The sequence below is a fragment of the Trinickia sp. genome, assembly GCF_051961175.1.
GTDB lineage: Bacteria > Pseudomonadota > Gammaproteobacteria > Burkholderiales > Burkholderiaceae > Trinickia.
This window is the reverse complement of the sequence record NZ_JBQCDN010000232.1, coordinates 1-16,614: the sequence shown is the minus strand read 5'-3', so window position 1 is coordinate 16,614 and position 16,614 is coordinate 1. Positions and strand designations below refer to the sequence as shown.

16 protein-coding genes and 1 pseudogene are annotated in these 16,614 nt (G+C 63.6%); 6 read left to right on the top strand and 11 right to left on the bottom strand.

The features are described from left to right. Positions 1–816: SDR family oxidoreductase (locus ACTHL0_RS14200; protein WP_440567386.1), on the top strand; the 816-nt coding region annotated here is incomplete at its 5' end. Positions 817–876: 60 nt separating this feature from the next. Here ACTHL0_RS14200 and ACTHL0_RS14195 read toward each other — a convergent pair. From ACTHL0_RS14195 to ACTHL0_RS14160, 8 genes and pseudogenes are all read right to left on the bottom strand, one after another. Continuing rightward, positions 877–2,673 (bottom strand): thiamine pyrophosphate-requiring protein, encoded by a 1,797-nt coding sequence (locus ACTHL0_RS14195; RefSeq protein ID WP_440567385.1) that lies wholly within the window; start codon positions 2,671–2,673, stop codon positions 877–879. Between the two features lie 89 nt (positions 2,674–2,762). After that, positions 2,763–5,615: a DNA ligase D gene (ligD, locus tag ACTHL0_RS14190; protein ID WP_440567384.1), complete on the bottom strand. Its 2,853-nt coding sequence runs from the start codon at positions 5,613–5,615 to the stop codon at positions 2,763–2,765. A gap of 129 nt (positions 5,616–5,744) precedes the next feature. Continuing rightward, a pseudogene (gene ku, locus ACTHL0_RS14185) lies at positions 5,745–6,560 on the bottom strand (non-homologous end joining protein Ku); the annotation flags it as partial. Positions 6,561–6,733: 173 nt separating this feature from the next. Then, entirely contained in the window at positions 6,734–6,892 is a 159-nt protein-coding gene (locus tag ACTHL0_RS14180; protein WP_440567383.1) for a DUF1328 family protein, read from the bottom strand. 288 nt (positions 6,893–7,180) lie between these two features. Continuing rightward, entirely contained in the window at positions 7,181–7,792 is a 612-nt protein-coding gene (locus ACTHL0_RS14175; RefSeq protein WP_440567382.1) for a hypothetical protein, read from the bottom strand. 41 nt (positions 7,793–7,833) lie between these two features. Next, a complete protein-coding gene (locus tag ACTHL0_RS14170; RefSeq protein WP_440567381.1) occupies positions 7,834–8,112 on the bottom strand; it encodes a DUF1488 domain-containing protein in 279 nt (92 codons plus the stop codon). Positions 8,113–8,158: 46 nt separating this feature from the next. Then, entirely contained in the window at positions 8,159–8,722 is a 564-nt protein-coding gene (locus tag ACTHL0_RS14165; protein ID WP_440567380.1) for a type 1 glutamine amidotransferase domain-containing protein, read from the bottom strand. Positions 8,723–8,818: 96 nt separating this feature from the next. Beyond that, positions 8,819–9,370 (bottom strand): ferritin-like domain-containing protein, encoded by a 552-nt coding sequence (locus ACTHL0_RS14160; protein WP_440567379.1) that lies wholly within the window; start codon positions 9,368–9,370, stop codon positions 8,819–8,821. Positions 9,371–9,604: 234 nt separating this feature from the next. Here ACTHL0_RS14160 and ACTHL0_RS14155 point away from each other — a divergent pair, with 234 nt between their 5' ends. Continuing rightward, on the top strand, positions 9,605–10,000 hold the full coding sequence (locus tag ACTHL0_RS14155; RefSeq protein WP_440567378.1) for a DUF3175 domain-containing protein: 396 nt from the start codon (positions 9,605–9,607) through the stop codon (positions 9,998–10,000). Positions 10,001–10,021: 21 nt separating this feature from the next. Next, on the top strand, positions 10,022–11,386 hold the full coding sequence (locus ACTHL0_RS14150; RefSeq protein ID WP_440567377.1) for a cation:proton antiporter: 1,365 nt from the start codon (positions 10,022–10,024) through the stop codon (positions 11,384–11,386). Here ACTHL0_RS14150 and ACTHL0_RS14145 read toward each other — a convergent pair. Then, complete coding sequence (locus ACTHL0_RS14145) at positions 11,365–11,910, bottom strand: hypothetical protein (protein WP_440567376.1); 546 nt, start codon at positions 11,908–11,910, stop codon at positions 11,365–11,367. The two genes, ACTHL0_RS14150 and ACTHL0_RS14145, sit on opposite strands and share 22 nt — an antisense overlap. A gap of 250 nt (positions 11,911–12,160) precedes the next feature. After that, entirely contained in the window at positions 12,161–12,661 is a 501-nt protein-coding gene (locus tag ACTHL0_RS14140; RefSeq protein WP_440567375.1) for a response regulator, read from the bottom strand. A 159-nt stretch (positions 12,662–12,820) separates the two neighbouring features. Here ACTHL0_RS14140 and ACTHL0_RS14135 point away from each other — a divergent pair, with 159 nt between their 5' ends. Next, positions 12,821–13,675, top strand: coding sequence for a MipA/OmpV family protein (locus ACTHL0_RS14135; RefSeq protein WP_440567374.1), 855 nt, complete (start codon positions 12,821–12,823; stop codon positions 13,673–13,675). A 35-nt stretch (positions 13,676–13,710) separates the two neighbouring features. On the opposite strand, the gene ACTHL0_RS14130 is transcribed toward ACTHL0_RS14135, so the two are convergent. Beyond that, positions 13,711–15,213, bottom strand: a complete 1,503-nt coding sequence (locus ACTHL0_RS14130; RefSeq protein ID WP_440567388.1) for a PAS domain-containing sensor histidine kinase — start codon at positions 15,211–15,213, stop codon at positions 13,711–13,713. Between the two features lie 236 nt (positions 15,214–15,449). Between ACTHL0_RS14130 and ACTHL0_RS14125 the strand changes: the two genes are divergently transcribed. Both ACTHL0_RS14125 and ACTHL0_RS14120 read left to right on the top strand, forming a co-directional pair. After that, a complete protein-coding gene (locus tag ACTHL0_RS14125) occupies positions 15,450–15,839 on the top strand; it encodes a response regulator (protein WP_440567373.1) in 390 nt (129 codons plus the stop codon). 209 nt (positions 15,840–16,048) lie between these two features. Next, positions 16,049–16,420, top strand: a complete 372-nt coding sequence (locus ACTHL0_RS14120) for a hypothetical protein (RefSeq protein WP_440567372.1) — start codon at positions 16,049–16,051, stop codon at positions 16,418–16,420. Positions 16,421–16,614 lie beyond the last annotated feature (194 nt).

Below are 16,614 nucleotides of genomic sequence, written 5' to 3'. Positions count from 1 at the left end.
AGCAACGCCGACGCCGTCGAAGCCGCCGCGAATCGCGTGGAAACGGAGTTGGGTCCGATCGATGTCTGGGTCAACAATGCAATGGTGACGATGTTTGCGCCCGTCGCGCGGATGACATCGGCGGAGTTCGCGCGCGTCACGGAAGTGACGTACCTGGGTTACGTCTGGGGCACCATGGCCGCACTGAAACGCATGACCGAACGCGACAAAGGCGTCATCGTACAAGTGGGCTCCGCCCTCGCCTATCGCGCGATTCCGCTCCAATCGGCGTACTGCGGCGCCAAGCATGCGATCCGCGGATTCACCGACGCGTTGCGGTGCGAACTTCTGCATGACAAAAGCGGCGTACGCGTCACGATGGTCCAGATGCCGGCGCTGAACACGCCTCAGTTCGATTGGGCCCCGAGCCGAATGCCCGGCGCACCGCGTCCCGTCGCGCCCGTCTATGAGCCGGAGGTCGCGGCGCGCGCGATCGTCTGGGCCGCCATACATCCTCGCCGCGAACTTTACGTCGGGCTGTCGTCCATCAAGGCCATCGTCGCCAATAAGATCGCCCCAAGCTTCTTGGATCGCTACCTCGCCAAGCATGCCTTCCGGGGACAGCAGCGCAAGAGCCCGACCGATCCCGGTCACCCCGTCGATCTTTGGTACCCCGTTCCAGGGGCTCACCGGCTGCGCGGCTCGTTCAGCGGCGAAGCCAAGTCGCGCTCGGCCGCGCTTTGGCTGGATACCCATCGTGGCGCAGCGCTCGGTGCCGCAGTCGCGCTCGGGCTCGTCGCCTGGCTCGTGCGACACAGGCCGGCGCCGCCCATGTGACACCGTCCACAGCGATTCATCCGGCGTGGGCCGCGCCGATCGGCGGCCACGCCATCCCGCTCAAGATTCCTTCTTACCCGGCAACACCGACGCCATCACCTGCTTCGCCGTATTGACGATGACGCTCCCTTCCTCGGGATCGCCTTCCATCAAGGTGCGCATGAACTTGCGCGCCTGCACGAGCGTCACATGCGGGGGCAGCGGCGGCACGTCGGGATCGGTCTTCACTTCAAGCACGACAGGCCGCCCCGCCGATAGCGCCTCGTCCCAAGCAGGGCCGATCGCCTCCGGCGTATCGACGTAAATGCCCTTGAGTCCGATCAATTCGGCGAACCGATGAAACGGCACGTTCGGCAAATCCTGCGATGCCTCGAATTTGGGATCGCCCTCCATGACGCGCTGCTCCCACGTCACCTGGTTCAGATCTTCGTTGTTCATCACCATGCAGATCCACCGGCCGTCCTTCCACTGCTGCCAATACTTGGCCACGGTGATCAGCTCAGCCATGTTGTTCATCTGCATCGCGCCATCGCCCACCATCGCGATCACCGGCCGGTCCGGATGCGCGAACTTCGCCGCGATCGCATAAGGCACCGCCGCGCCCATCGACGCGAGCCCGCCCGACAGCGAGCACATCATGCCGCGCCGAATCTTCAAGTCGCGCGCATACCAATTCGCGCACGATCCCGAATCGCTCGTCAAAATCACATCCGAAGCGAGCTTCGGTGAGAGCTCGGTGAAGATCCGCTGCGGATTGACGCCGCGCTTGACAGGCTCCTTCGCGCGTTTATCGAGCGTGTCCCACCATTCCGAGGTCCAGTGCTCGATACGCTTTCGCCAGGCGTCGTCGGTTTTTTGATCGAGCAAGGGCAGCAGCGCACGCAGCGTTTCGGCGCTGTCGCCCACCAGATTGACCTCCATCGGATAACGCAGGCTCAGCATGTCGGCGCCGATGTCGATCTGCACGCCACGCGCGTCCCCCTCCTTCGGAAGGAATTCCGAGTAAGGGAAGCCGGACCCGATCATCAGCAACGTATCGCAATGCGTCATCAGTTCCCAACTCGGTTTCGTCCCGAGCAAACCGATCGAGCCCGTGACCCAGGGATATTCATCGGGCACCACGGCCTTGCCGAGCAGCGCCTTGGCGACCCCGGCCTTCAATCGTTCGGCGACAGCAATGACTTCATCCGTGGCATGCAGTGCGCCCGCTCCGACCAGCATCGCCACGTGGCGACCGGCATTGAGCACTTCGGCGGCACGCGCGAGATCCGAGGGTTCCGGCAGAATGCGCGGGCGCGAATAGCCCACGCCCGAATGCGCGGTGCCATGCTTGCGCGGCGGCGGGGTGTATTCGAGTTCCTGCAAATCGCTCGGCAGGACGATCGCCGTGACGCGCCGCTGCGAGAGCGCGATACGCACCGCGCGGTCCACCATGTGACGCACCTGAGCCGGCACACTCGCCTGCTGCACGTACGAACCGGCGACGTCCTTCAGCATCGATACGAGGTCCACTTCCTGCTGATAGTGCGAACCCAGCGCCGCCCGGGCTTGCTGCCCGCAGATCGCGAGCACCGGCATGTGATCGAGCCGCGCGTCGTAAAGGCCCGTGACGAGGTGCGCCGCGCCCGGTCCGGAGGTGGCGATACAGACGCCCAATTCGCCCGTGAACTTCGCGTAGGCGCTGGCCATGAACGCGGCCATTTCTTCGTGCCGCGCCTGAATGAATTCGATCTTGCCGCCCGCGCGCCGCAGCGCGCCGAATACGCCGTTGATGCCGTCGCCGGGGTAGCCGAACATGCGCCGCACGCCCCATTCATGCAATCTTTCGACGATGAAATCGCCTACCGTTTGCGCCATCTGTGCCTCCGATACAGTCGGTCCTGGAGACTCGATGTCGCGCAAAAAGCGCGCCCAGGGACAAAGCCAGCCGCGCCGAGGTTATTGCCCTATTGCCCTTTGATGCCTAGCCGTTCGCGCATTTCGCGCGTCACGCGCTGCCGGGTGCCGACGTAGTCCGCCCATGGGTCGGCGGTCAAAGCCGCGAGCCGTTCGTCGATGTTCTCGACAGTCCATTGCGCACCGCCCGTCGTATCGCCAAGCTCGTCCCAGGTAATCGGCACCGAGACGCCCATCCCGGGCCGCGCTCGCGGGGAAAACGCGGCGACGGTGCTCGAGCCGCGGTTATTGCGCAGGTAATCGACGAAAATACGGCCGCGGCGGTTTTGCGCCCCCATCTTCGCGCTGAACCGGTCGGGCAGCGTCGCGGCCATATGTTGCGCCGCCGCCTGTGCAAACGCCTTGATTTCGTCCCACCCCGCATGACGGGCGAGCGGCACGACGACGTGCAGCCCCTTGCCGCCGCTCGTTTTACACCATGACTGCAAACCCAGTTCCGCCAGGAGTTCCCGGGTGAGCTGCGCGGCTTCGATCATGCGGTCCCATCCGAGCTTCGGATCGGGATCGAGATCGAACACAACGCGATCGGGCTTTTCGATATTCGACGCCACCGCGTTCCACGTATGCAGCTCGATTGTCCCCATCTGCGCGGCGCCCACCAGCGCTTGCGCGCTATCGAGCGTAATCAACGCCGGGTGGCCGGGATCGAGCCCTTCATGCGAAGAGACGAACGGAATCGAAAGGCGATTGCTGTGCTTTTGAAAAAACAGCTCGCCGTCGATCCCCTCGGGCGCGCGCACGAGCGCGACGGGCCGGTCCTTCACATGTGGCAACAGCCACGGGGCAATGCGTTCGTAATAGCGAACGAGATCGCGTTTGGCGAATCCGGTTGTTTTGTCGATGATGCGCGAGGGGTGCGAAATACGGACGCCCGCTACCGTGTCGCCCTCTTTCAACGGCGCCTGATTGTCTCTCGTCGTCTTGTTCATGGCATCGATATCGCCGGAACGTGTGGATTGCTTCGCCTTCGTGCGTGCCTGGCTCGTTGCCGGCCGATCGTCGTCACGCTTGGCGCCGCGTTCCCGCTTCGCCGCCTGCGCCACATCCGCCGCGCCGTCGGGCTTGCGCGGCGTTTCATGCACGATCTCGCGCGCCGGCTTATCGCTGCGCAAGCTGATGAACGAGGCTTGACGAACGATGCCTTCGCTCGTCCATTCCGAGAAATTGCATTCGGCGACGAGCTCAGGCCGAACCCAATGCACCTTCGTCCGGCTGCGCTCGGTGGGCGGCTCGGCAAACGGCGAGCGCGCCGCCTCCCGCTCATCGAGCGCCTGCTTGATCGAGCGCAGCAGGGCCGTATCGAAGCCCGTGCCCACGCGCCCCGCGTAGTGCAGTTTGCCGCGGGCATCATAGACGCCGAGCAATAATGCACCGAAGCCCGTGCGGCTGCCGCTCGGCTCCGAAAAACCGCCGATGACGAACTCCTGGCGGCGCCGGCAACGCAGCTTGATCCACGAGCCACTGCGCCTCGACGTATAACGGCTGTCGCACCGTTTGCCCACGATCCCTTCGAGTGCCATTTCGCAGGCGCTATGCAGCAGGTCATGCGGATCGAGCGCGAAATCCTCGGAAAAGCGGAGGGTGTCGCCGCCGAACCCCTCGAGCAATGCCCGCAGCAACGCCCTGCGTTGCACGAGCGGCACCTCCCGCAAGTCGTAGCCGTTCAGATAGGGCAGATCGAACGCGAAGATGACGATGTCCTGTGCGCGATGGGCATCGAACGCGTTTTGCAGCGCCTGGAAACTCGGCACGCCCTGTTCGTCGAGCACAACGGCCTCGCCGTCGATCCAGGCCGTTTGGACGTCGAGTTCCGCGAATGCCTGCGCTTGCCGTTTGAATTTCGCGGTCCAATCGAGGCCGCTGCGCGTCAATATCCGAACAGGCTTCGACTCGCTATGGTCGATACGCGTCAGCGCACGATAGCCGTCGAATTTGATTTCATACAGCCAGTCGTCACCGGAAGGCACATCGTCCACGAGCGTCGCAAGCTGCGGCTTCAACGATTGCGGCAAGCGCGCCTTCACCGCGCCTTCGATCGACGGCGACACCGCCAATTCGCGCAACGACTGTGTCGTCCGCGTGGCAACGATATCGGGGTGACCGGACGACGATCGGCCAGCACGCGCCAAGTGTGGGATCGCTTGTTCCGGCTTAGTTGCCGCCTTGGTTGCCGGCTTAGTTGCCGGCTTGGTTGCGGTTTTTTTTGCCGCCTTCTTCCCCGATTGCTTCTCCGTCTTCTTAGCCGCGCCATCGCCATCCGACAGCGCGCTGCCCGGCTGCTCCGCCACGATGTCGTACTCGCTCTGAGGCCGCGCTTCGTCGTCGCGTTCCTTGATCAACAACCACTGCTCTTTATCGCCGCTGCCACGCATGCCGCTTCGTACGAGGGCCCATCCGCCGTGAAGCTTCTTTCCGTGCAGCGTGAACTTGAGCCGGCCGGTTTCATACGCCTTGCGTGCCTGTTCGACGCCGCCCGCGGGCTCCCAGGTACCCCGATCCCAGACGATAACGGTGCCCGCGCCGTAGTTGCCGGGCGGAATCTCGCCTTCGAACGAGCCGTATTCGACCGGGTGGTCTTCGACATGGACCGCGAGCCGCTTCACCGAGGGATCGAGGCACGGGCCTTTCGGCACGGCCCACGACTTCAGCGTGCCATCGAGTTCCAGCCTGAAGTCGTAATGCAGGCGCCTCGCGTGATGCTCCTGGATCAGGTACGAGAGCGCCGGCCCGGCGCCGCGGCTCGTTGCCGCGCGCTTGGCGCGGCGCGCGCGTTCGCCGCCCGACGGCTCGGGCGTTTCGTTAAAGCGCCGCTTGTTGCGATAGGTTTCGAGCTTGTCCGCCATGGTGGTCCGCTCATCAGGATTCGATACAACCCGGTCCGATACGAGTGGGCTCGATTCGATGCGCTGAGTTCGATCCGGGGCTCGATCTCACGCTCGATCTCACGCTCGATCTCAGGGGCGCTCGCATCATGCCGCGTGCTTGCCCTTGCCGCGTCCCAGGCTGCGTTTAAGCAGTTCCGATAAATCGACGACATCCGCGGTCGTCCGCGTTCGCGCCGGCACACGGGCGCCTTCGACGATCTCGTGGGTCTTGCCTTCGCGCACCTTGCGATCGACGAGCGCCAGGATGTCATCGCGGAACGTATCGTGGTAATGCTCCGGCTCCCATTTCTCGGTCATGTCGTCGATCAGTTTCATCGCCATCTCGAGTTCGCGCGGGCTGACACCGGCGGCCTTGGCCTCGGCCGGCGGCAGCGAGAGATCCCCGATATCCAGCACTTCGCCGCCCCAACGCAACGTATTGAGCGCAAGCACGGGACCGGCCGGAATCAATGCCGCCAAGTGCTGTTTATTGTGCAGCACGACATTGGCGATACCGATCTTTCCGCTCTTTGCGAGCGCTTCCCGCAGCAGTGCGTAAGCCTTCTTTCCTTGCCGCTCGGGCACGAGATAGTACGGCGTGTCCAGGTACAGGAACGACACCGAATACGCTTCGACGAACGCGAGGATATCCACCGTCTGGGTCGCTTCCGGGCTGGCGGAACGAATTTCGTCATCGCTGAGAATGACGTAGTTGTTTTTCTCGTATTCGTACCCGCGCACGATATTGTCGCGGCGCACTTCTTTGCCTGTTCGCTTATTGATCTGCTTATAGCCGATCGGGTCGGCCGTCTCCTTGTCGAGCAGGTTGAAGCTCGTTCGCTCGGTTCGGGTCGCGGAGTGCAACTGCACCGGTACGTTGACGAGACCGAAACTGATCGCCCCTTTCCAAATCACGCGTGACATGGCGGTTCTCCTTTCGCCGATAGCCGCGCAGAAAGCGGGCCATCTATCCGGCGAAGCACGCCGTTGCGAGGGCCCGAAAACGATGCCGGCGAGCACCTGGCATTCCTTGCAACATGCTCGTAATCCCTGCAACGGCGATGACTATTATTCTCCGATCCATTCTCCGAGTGGCGTCACCTGAATACGCCGATCAACAGCGTCGCCAAAAAGATGACGATGAAGATGAAGAACAGGATCTTCGCGATCTCGGCCGCGCCGGCTGCGATGCCGGTAAAACCGAAGATGGCCGCAATGATCGCTATGATGAAAAATATAATGGCGTATCGAATCATGGTTGTGTCCTCCTGATGAATGCCGGCGCGCCGGCTTTGGCGTCGCCGCCGCGCGCTGGTTCACCGCGGCAGGCACCGAGCGTTGTGATTCGTTCGATGCAACGCTCGATCCCATACTGCAATGACTATGCCCATTGGGCGACCGCAGCTCCCACGTCGCAGGTCGTCCATCGGCCGCGCACGCCGCACGAGGGCACAGGGCCGGCCCGGACAGGCGCGGCCCTGCATGACATCGATCGGTGAAGGAGAGAAGGAAAGAAGGAGATGCAGTCGTTAGCTGCTAACGACTCAACGGTTGACGGGCGCCTCGGCGCGCGCTTCAGCCGTGGTCGTAGCGGACGGCGCCGTGATCGGCTCGACATCCCGGGTGGGATCGAAATCGGCCCAGCGCCCGTGCTGCCAGCGGCCATGGGCACGCTCCACTTCCAGGCTTCCGGCCTCGCGCAACACGCGCGCCGCTTCGGCTTGATTGTCGGGCGACACGTGAACGGCAACGAGCACCCCGGAATCGCGCGCTTCGTGCGGCACCGCATGCTCGGGCACCTTGCCGCCACCTCGCGTATGCGACATCGCACCGGCCAGCGAACCGATATACGCCCCCACACCCGCGGCCACCACCAGTACCAAAAACGGTGACGAAAACGCACTGAACAAAGCCACGCCTATCACTGCGCCAATCACCGCACCAATGGCCCCGCCTTTACCGGCCCCCTTCGATGTGCGCGCCGCTTCAGGGTCGACGTACCGATCTCCGCCGATGGGAAACCGCGCATGCTGCCCGCGCGGATTGACGAAGAACAGCGTAACGTCCTCTTGCACGAACCCCGCTTCGAATAGGCGGTTGGCGGCGGCTTCGGCATCGGCAAACGTCGTGAAGCGGCCTGCGACGATCAACGACATGACACGTCCTCCTTATTTCGTTCGTTCGACATGCGCGCCATTCAGGTCGGTGCGATCCGGAACAAGCCGCTGCGCAATATCACGGCGGCGCCGCCGCTCTCTTCGATCGCGCGTTTGCACACATCGTGGATGCGTTCGCGCCCAGCGGCGAATGCGCGCAAAAGCTCGGCTTCGAGCGTCGAACCCGCGCCGAAATGATCTTCGAGCGCCTCGGCGGTGATCGCGCACGAGAGCGCCACGCCGTCGACCATGGCGATGAATCGCACCACCATCTGCGCTCCATCGAACATCGGCGCGTCCTCTTGAAACGTCACGCGCATAGCTGCTGGCCCCGCCGTCCGCCTCGCGCCGGGCGCTGCACGGCGCTCATCGCGCCGTGCCCCGATGTTCGAGTTGGGCAATGAGTTTTTGATTGAAGGCCGGGATGTCGTCGGGCTTGCGGCTCGTGATCAGATTGCCGTCTTCGACCACCTCCTCGTCGACCCAGGTTGCGCCCGCGTTGCGAAGATCGTCTTGCAGGCTCGGCCAGCTCGTCATCGTGTGTCCCTTGACGATGCCGGCCGAGATCGGCAGCCAACCGCCGTGACAAATCACGGCAACGGGCTTGTGCGCTTCATCGAGCGCGCGCACGAACGCCTGCGCTTCCGGCACGGTGCGAATGGCATCGCCGTTGACAACCCCGCCCGGCAACACGACTGCATCGTATTGCTCCGGCCGCACCTGATCGAACGTCGCGTCGACGGTCACCGTGCCGCCGCGCTCCGTATGACGGAACCCCTGAATCTGCCCGGGTTTCTTCGAGATCACATGCACCAAAGCGCCGGCTTCCGACAGCGCCCGCTTCGGCTCGGCAAGTTCAGCCTCTTCGAAGCCGTCCATCGCCAGCATGGCGACCTTGCAACCTTCCAGCGTTTTCGTCTTCGTAGTCATGGGCGCAACTCCCCAATATGAAGTGAAGTGCTGCCTGCACCGCAGCAAATGCGGTGCCCACAGGGCCCGGCGTCTCGTCACGCCGCAACGGCTCCCTTACCGCTTGAGATCGCTCGGCAGCCCGGTCAGCAGGTCTGCCATGTCGTCGGCGTGCTCTTCCTCCACCGACAGGATGGTTTCCATGATGCGGCGCGACGTGGGATCTTTGTCGCCAAGGAAACTGACTATCTCTCGATAGCTGTCGATGGCGATACGCTCGGCCACCAGGTCTTCCTTGATCATGTCGACGAGCGACGTGCCTTCCACATACTCGGCATGGCTGCGCGAGAGCAATCCGTCGGGCGAAAAGTTCGGTTCGCCGCCGAGCTGCACGATGCGCTCGGCCAACATATCGGCATGCCCCTGCTCCTCGTTCGAATGCGCGAGAAATTCGTCGGCAATGCTCTTCGAATGAATGCCCTTGGCCATGAAATAGTGACGGCGGTAGCGCAGCGTACAAACGATTTCAGTCGCCAGCGCGTCGTTGAGCAGCTTCAACACCGCCGCGCGATCCGCCTGATAGCCGGCGGTCACGGCCCCTTCTTCAATATGCTCGCGCGCACGTTTGCGAATGGCCTGGACGTCCGACAAAAACGGTTGATTCGCCATGGGTTTTCTCCATCGATTTGTATTTACGAAACACGGCTTCGCCCGCGACGGCCCGCAGCCAAAGGCTCGCTCGCCGGGCCGTGCTGGAGATGCATCAACCGTGCCAAATTCGAATCGGATCCTTCATGTGTTGGCATGCGCGTTGCGTCGAGGGAACAATGCGCCGCGGCACGGGCCTCGCGGCCTACTCGCACTCGCTCACCGAGCCCCCATCTCCCAGTCAGGAACGAACCGATGGCTTCCTCGTCTCCACATTCGTCGACGCGACGCCGCGCCGGTCACCCACCGCGGCAGCGTCACGCGCAAAGCCGCGCGCACCACGAAAAACAGCACGCCGCTTCGAGCCGAAGCCGCGCGCCGCGCCGCTGGTCGCACGAAGTCATGGAAAAGAGCGACGCCCTCGATCTCGAACAGGGCATTTTCAAGTCCGGCAATGCCGAGGAAATCGCGCAATCGCTCAAGCGCTCCTCGCTTGCCAGCAGGAGACGGCGCGGCACGCCGTACCAATCGGCGATGTCGATGCTGAATTTCTATATCAACCGTGCGGGCAGGAATCTGCCGAAATCCCGCCGCGACGTGCTGCAAGCCGCCAAGGGCAAATTGCGCGAAGCGTTCGGGCGCACGCACTGAGCCAGCGCCCGGTCACTCCCGATGCGCGAGACGATCTGGTTTCTCCTCGTCGGCGGCATGTTCGTCGGCATGGGCGTGGCGAGTTCCTTGTTCAAGCGGTTGCCGCTGACGGGCGCCATGCTCTATCTGGCGGCGGGCTTCGCACTCGGGCCGAACGGTGCGGGCTTGCTGTCGCTCGACATCGCGAAACACGCACCGCTCGTGCGGCTTCTGAGCGAAGTGGCACTGCTCGCCTCGCTGTTTGCCATCGGCCTGCGCCTGCGGGCGCCGATCTTCGCGTCGCTGTGGTCGCTGCCGGTGCGTCTTGGGCTGCTTGCGATGATCGTCACCGTGCCGTTGCTCGCTTTATTCGGCAGGTGGGGGCTCGATATGGCATGGGGACCGGCCTGGGTGTTGGCTGCCATGCTCGCACCGACCGATCCCGTGCTGGCTCACGACGTTCAGGTGCGCGATGCCAACGATCTCGACATCGTGCGTTTCTCGCTATCGGGAGAAGGTGGACTCAACGATGGCGTCGCGCTGCCCTTCATGCTGGCGGCGCTCGCATGGTGCGCGAACGAGGCCGCCGGCGGCCCAGGCGTATTGATTCCGGGCATGCTCCTCGAAGCGGTTTGGGGAATCGTCGGCGCGCTCGGTATCGGTGCGCTGCTCGGCTTCGCGACGACACACGCCGTCGCCTGGCTGCGCACCCGCTATGCGCAGGCGCTCGGTCTGGAGGGCTTCTTCGCGCTCGGGCTCATCGAGCTGTCGTTCGGGATCGCCGAATTGCTCCATACGTTCGGCTTCCTCGCGGCGTTTGCCGCGGGCGTAGCCATGCGCCGCGTCGAACATCGCGCGACGGGCGCACGTTCGCCCCAGGATGCGATCGGATCGATCGACTCTTCGGATGTCGCGGCGACGGCTGCGCATCCCGACAAGGCGCACGCCTACATGGCGGAGTCCGTGCTCGGCTTTACGATCGAACTCGAACGCATCGCCGAGATGGCCATGATGATCATGGTGGGCAACTTGCTCAGCACGCTGCCGGCCCCGCTCTTCACGTGGCGTGCCGTGGCGCTCGTGCTCGCCCTGTTCGTCGTCGTACGCCCGATCGCGGTCGAGCTGTCGCTGCTCGGCTCACGTGCGCAGCCCCTGGCACGCCGGATGATGAGCTGGTTCGGCATCCGCGGAAGCGGAACGGTGTATTACCTGGCGTACGCGCTCGAGCACGGCCCTAAGCGCGACATCGCGCCGCTCGCGCCGTACGCCCTGGCCGTGGTCGCAGCCTCCGTATTCATCCACGGGATGTCCGCCATGCCCTTGATGAAACGCTACAAGCGCTTACGCGCGCCAGCTCGGCGAAACCGTCGGCACGGCTCGGCGAATCAGCCGCCGCCAGGGGGATAAGCTGTCTTGTCAGGATCCGCGAGCGTGCGGTACGGCAATGCATCGGACGCCGGATCGGCTGTCGTTTCGTCGATGACGCGCTCGACATCGGCGGTTTTGGCAAGCTCCGACAAGAACGCCTGTTTGTCGAAGTCGGGCGCCACGCAGCCCTGCACATAGATGAATCGCCGCTGGAGCATCAGCCAAAGCGTCGTATGTTCGCGCCAATGCGTCGACGGTTCGGCGTTGGTGAGGCGTCGCTTGGCCGCTTCCTCGATTCCCTTATCGTACAGATAGCTGTTCGGGAGCCGGCAGCGCCCTTCCCACCAGCAGCTATTGCCGCGTTCGATCCGGTAATGCGAATCAGCCAGCCATTCCTGCTCGGTTTGGAGCGGCCCGAGCGGAACCGGGCAAGCCGGAATCGCTTGCGACACCTGAAAAAAAGGATCGTCGCCGTGGTTGGCACGCGGTGCGCCGGCCCACGCGGAAATGGCCGCCAATGCCATGGCCGTTGCAACGACATTCGCATGCAACCGATGCTTCACGGTCTCCTCCCGCGTGCGTACTCGATACCGTGCCGCCGCGATGGCGCCGGCTCGGCGCGATTCAAGCACGCCATTTTTCCGTTCGCAACCACCGCCAGCGGGCATCGCCCACGCATGCGTAACGATTCCGCTCCGTTGTTTTTCGGTTTAAGAAGCCCGTCTCCGCGCCGTGCTCGTCGCCGCTTCGCGCTGCGCACGTCGTCTCTCGGGACCTCGCGGTGGCCTCACTGCACCAGCCGTCTGCAGTGGCTCACAGGCCGGCGCGGGATTCGCCGTCGTCAGCACCGCCGAGGTCGTCCGCGACGCGATGCGAGCCTTCGCTGGCGAACTCGAGCACGCGCAAAATCAATTGCGGTGTGAGGGGCTTCGCGCAATGCGCGTCGAAGCCGGCATCGCGCGCACGCGCCCGATCCTCGGAGGAGGCGTAGCCGGTACAGGCGATCAGCAGCATATGGGCAGTGGCCGCATCGCTGCGCAGCCGCCGCGCCACCTCCAGGCCGTCGAGCCCCGGCATGGCGATGTCAAGCAGCACTGCGAACGGCTGCCACTCGCGCGCAATGACGCAGGCGTCATGCGGATCACTCGTCGCACGGCACTCGAAGCCGTCCGCATCGAGCAAAAGTTGCAACGCTTCGGCCGCGTCGCGGTAGTCGTCCACGACGAGTACGCGGCGGTGATTGGCCATCGCTGGCCTGATCGTGCGCCAGAGCACGACATCGTCGGTCGGTGCGGCAGGATCGCGCTCTGTCACTTCCTTCTCCCAGGGTGGTCTCGACGCAGTCGCGAACCGCCGCAAATAACGAACCCGCGGCAGCGCCTCGCGTGAAAAAAAAGGGCATGCGCATTGCTCTGAGGTCTGGCACGATTTGCCTACCACTATCGATAGCGATATCGAATAAGGACAAGAGCTATGTCGACCTCTCATGCGGCATCGCGCCTCGCCTTTGCCGGAGCGCTGTTCACCGCGTTCGCCAGTGCCCCGGCTCATGCGCAGACGCCTTCCCCGCTCGCCGAGTGGCAATACTCGTCGGGTATTTTGCTCGAGCAGATGTTCGAACCGGCGCTGCCGACATGGCGCATCCGGCTCGGCCCGTCCGCGAGTTTCCAGCCCCGCTACGACGGTTCCGACCGCTATCACACACTGGCAGGACCGAGCATCGATATCCGCTATCGTGATCGCTTCTTTCTGTCAACGGGAGAAGGTATCGGCATGAACGTGCTCACGGGGCCGAACTGGCGCGTGGGTGTGGCGGCAGCCTACGATTTGGGCCGGCGTGCGGCGGACGATCTCGACCACTTACACGGCATGGGTAACATCAATCCGGCGCCAAGCTTGCGCCTGCTCGGCGAATACGCGGTGTCGAAATCGCTTCCGATCGTACTGCGCGCCGATCTGCGCCGCAATTTCGGTGGCGACAACGGGTGGATCGGCGATCTCGGTGCCTACATGCCGATGCCCGGCAGTTCGGAGAAATTCTCCTGGTTCGCCGGCCCGACGATGACGATCGCCGATTCCCGCTACATGAACAGCTGGTTCGGCGTGAGTGACGTGCAGTCGGCTCGATCTGGCTACCGTCAATACAATGCCTCGGCCGGCATTCGCTCCGTCGGCTTCGGCGTGTCGGCCTCGTACTCCATCAACAAACACTGGGTCGTCAGCGCCGACGGCGCGTTTCAGCAGCTCGTCGGCTCGGCCGCGCATAGCCCGATCACCCAGACGCGCGCATCGGGTGTGTTCAATATGGCCGTCAACTATCAGTTCTGAATGGGCCGGCTCCTAGGCCGCGCCTAGGCCGGCTCCTAGGCCGGCACCTCGACAGCGTCGCGCGGCACGGACAAGCGGACGGCGAACCCGCCGCTCGCGTCGCTGCCGATCACAACCGAACCGCCCAGCCGCCGCACCCGGTCACGAATGCCCGCCAGGCCGGACGGACTGGGACGTCCGGCGTTCCCCTCGGCCGCCGATCGGGTTCCTATCCCGTTGTCGCGGATGGCGACGTCGCACATCGTCGCGGTGCAGATCAGGGCGACATCCACGGCCGTCGCGCCATGCGCATGCCGCACGACATTCGTGAGCGCTTCCTGCACGATTCTGAAAATCGCTGTCGAGGCTGCCTCGTTGAATACGACGTCCTCGGCGTTCGTCGCCATGCCGATGCTCATGCGCGAGCGCTGACGAAAATCGTCGACGAGCCATTCGAGTGCGGGCAGCAAACCGAGATCGTCGAGAACGGCCGGACGCAGTCCCGCCGCGAGCCGCCGAACCGAAGCGATCGCGTGGTCGACGGCGCCGCGCATTGCCAGCGCGCGTACGCGCGCCGCGTCCAGTGCTTCGGACGGATCGTGCGCGCGCGGCATATCCTCGGCGGTCAGCGCGGTCAGATCCATCTTCAGCGCGGTCAGCTGCTGGCCAAGGTCGTCGTGCAATTCGCGCGCAATGCGCTTTTTCTCTTCTTCGCGTGTCGCCTCGATCCGCGACGCCAATTCGCTCGCGTATTCGAGTTGTCGCAGTTGGTTGCGTTCTGTGATATCCCGCACCACCTTGGCAAACCCGACGAGTTCACCGGCCACGCCAAACACGGCGGTGACGACGACGTTCGCGCAAAACCGCGAACCGTCTTTACGCAGCCGCCACCCCTCCTTCTCGATCCGGCCGTACGCGGCCGCGTCGGCAAGCTCGCGCTCGGGCTCGCGGCCAGCGATACTTTCCACGGGGTAGAAACGCGAGAAATGCCGCCCGATGATCTCCGTGGCATGAAAGCCGAGCACCCTGGTGGCGCCGGCGTTCCAGCTCGTGACCTGGCCGTGCGGGTTGAGCATGAAGATCGCATCCTCGACAGCGTCCATCAGCCGGCGCATCCGCTCCTCGCTTTGGCGCAGTTGCTCCTCGTTGCGGCGCCGCTCGGTCAAGTCGCGCGACACCTTGGCGAAGCCCACCAAGTCGCCGTTTTCGTCGCGCAGCGCCGTAATGACGACGTTGGCCCAAAAGCGCGAGCCGTCTTTGCGGACGCGCCAGCCTTCGTCCTCCCAACGGCCCAGTTCGCCCGCGCGGCGCAGTTCCTCGGCGGGATAGCCGCGCGCCGCGACGTCCTCGGGATAAAACACCGAAAAATGGCGGCCGATGATTTCCTCTGCGCGATAGCCCTTGATCCGTTCCGCCCCGGCGTTCCAGGTGGCGATCCGGCCCTTTACATCGAGCAGAAAGATCGCGTAATCCTTGATGGCGTCGACCATCGCGCGATAGCGCGCTTCCGGCGAGATGCGCGCGACCGACGGACCTCCGCCCTGGCCTTGCGCTGGTATCGGCTCAGTGTTCACGGACCGGCTCCGGCTTCAGACAATACCTCAGTCTAGCGCCAGGGGCTGGTTACCGCTATGTGGAATGGGCAATTTCGCAAACGTTTGCCCGTAAACGGGTGTAAGGCTTCTCCGACAGCCCGGCTAAAAGCCCCACACGAATCAAGTCCGTGGCTGATTTTCACGCCTTGCGGATTCACGGACACTCAAAGCCATGTCCTTGAAACCATCCGTGTGTTGCCATGAAGGTACTACTCGTAGAAGACTATGCGCCCATCCGCGAGCGCCTGTGCGATCTCGTGCGGAGCGTGCCCGGCGCGCATATCGCGGCCGAAGCCGACGAACCGTCGGCGGCTCTTGCCGCCATCGATGCGAGCGAGCCCGATCTCGTCATCATCGACTTGCAGTTGAAGGCGGGCACGAGCGGCCTGACGATTCTAAAATGGTTGTACGAGCATCGACCTTCGACGCCGGTGATCGTGCTCAGCAATTCGGCGTATGCGCAGATGCGTAAGGTCTGCTACGACCTGGGCGCGAAGCTTTTTCTCGACAAGGCGAGCGAGTTCGCTCAATTGCGAGGTGCGTTGGTGGAATTGGCGAACGGTGGCCCGGCGAATCGCACGCCGCTTTAGGGCACGCAGCGTCAGCCATTGAACGGCGATCAGCGCCAGCAAGCTGACCGTCATGATCTTGCTGGCCAGATCTTTTTTTGCGGTCCATGGCGATGGAGCAAGTGGAAACCCTCCCCACTGTACGCGGCGAGGCACCTTGCCCATTGAGGTATGTCAAAGTGTCGAATCGATGCTTTTCTATAGTGAGACCGTTACCCGAGGAGGTTGCGATGCAACGAGTCCATCACTTTCACCCCGAACTGCGGCATGCCACGAAGCCGACTTACGTCGCCAGCTACGTGTTCCCGCTACTTTTCGTCGTCTACGAAATTTATCGCGTTGGCTATTGGATCGCGATACACGGCGTCGATTTCTCCAATTTCAACTCGATGGGCTACGAGTATCTGCTGATGATCGCGCTGTTCGCCGTGCAAGTCGTGGCGGAAAGCGTGTTTTTGGCGGCCGCATGGCTCGGCCGCCATCCCGATCTCGAGCACCGGCTCACCAATCTCGCGATGGGGCTCCTGTGCTCGCTCATCGTATTGGGCTTCGATTACGGGCTGCAAGTCGCGTTCCGAACCGCGGCAACTTCGTTGGGCTGAAGCTTGCGTTGAAGCGTCGGCCAACGCTCGGCCAACGCACCTCCGATCGCCGTCGTCCCCTAGGGCCTGTTCACGCTAATTCCCGGCTTGCGCTGGCTCACAGAACGGCCCCGCGCCAGGTATGCGACGAACGGGATAGTCGACGTATTGGCATGGAGCAGGACGCCGCGAGCGGGCCGTCTGGGGGCCCGCCC

Coding starts and splice junctions, on each gene's coding strand:
- ACTHL0_RS14195 (WP_440567385.1), bottom strand. CDS start 2,673: ATGGCGCAAACGGTAGGCGATTTCATCGTCGAAAGATTGCATGAATGG.
- ligD (WP_440567384.1), bottom strand. CDS start 5,615: ATGGCGGACAAGCTCGAAACCTATCGCAACAAGCGGCGCTTTAACGAA.
- ACTHL0_RS14180 (WP_440567383.1), bottom strand. CDS start 6,892: ATGATTCGATACGCCATTATATTTTTCATCATAGCGATCATTGCGGCC.
- ACTHL0_RS14175 (WP_440567382.1), bottom strand. CDS start 7,792: ATGTCGTTGATCGTCGCAGGCCGCTTCACGACGTTTGCCGATGCCGAA.
- ACTHL0_RS14170 (WP_440567381.1), bottom strand. CDS start 8,112: ATGCGCGTGACGTTTCAAGAGGACGCGCCGATGTTCGATGGAGCGCAG.
- ACTHL0_RS14165 (WP_440567380.1), bottom strand. CDS start 8,722: ATGACTACGAAGACGAAAACGCTGGAAGGTTGCAAGGTCGCCATGCTG.
- ACTHL0_RS14160 (WP_440567379.1), bottom strand. CDS start 9,370: ATGGCGAATCAACCGTTTTTGTCGGACGTCCAGGCCATTCGCAAACGT.
- ACTHL0_RS14155 (WP_440567378.1), top strand. CDS start 9,605: ATGGCTTCCTCGTCTCCACATTCGTCGACGCGACGCCGCGCCGGTCAC.
- ACTHL0_RS14150 (WP_440567377.1), top strand. CDS start 10,022: ATGCGCGAGACGATCTGGTTTCTCCTCGTCGGCGGCATGTTCGTCGGC.
- ACTHL0_RS14135 (WP_440567374.1), top strand. CDS start 12,821: ATGTCGACCTCTCATGCGGCATCGCGCCTCGCCTTTGCCGGAGCGCTG.
- ACTHL0_RS14125 (WP_440567373.1), top strand. CDS start 15,450: ATGAAGGTACTACTCGTAGAAGACTATGCGCCCATCCGCGAGCGCCTG.
- ACTHL0_RS14120 (WP_440567372.1), top strand. CDS start 16,049: ATGCAACGAGTCCATCACTTTCACCCCGAACTGCGGCATGCCACGAAG.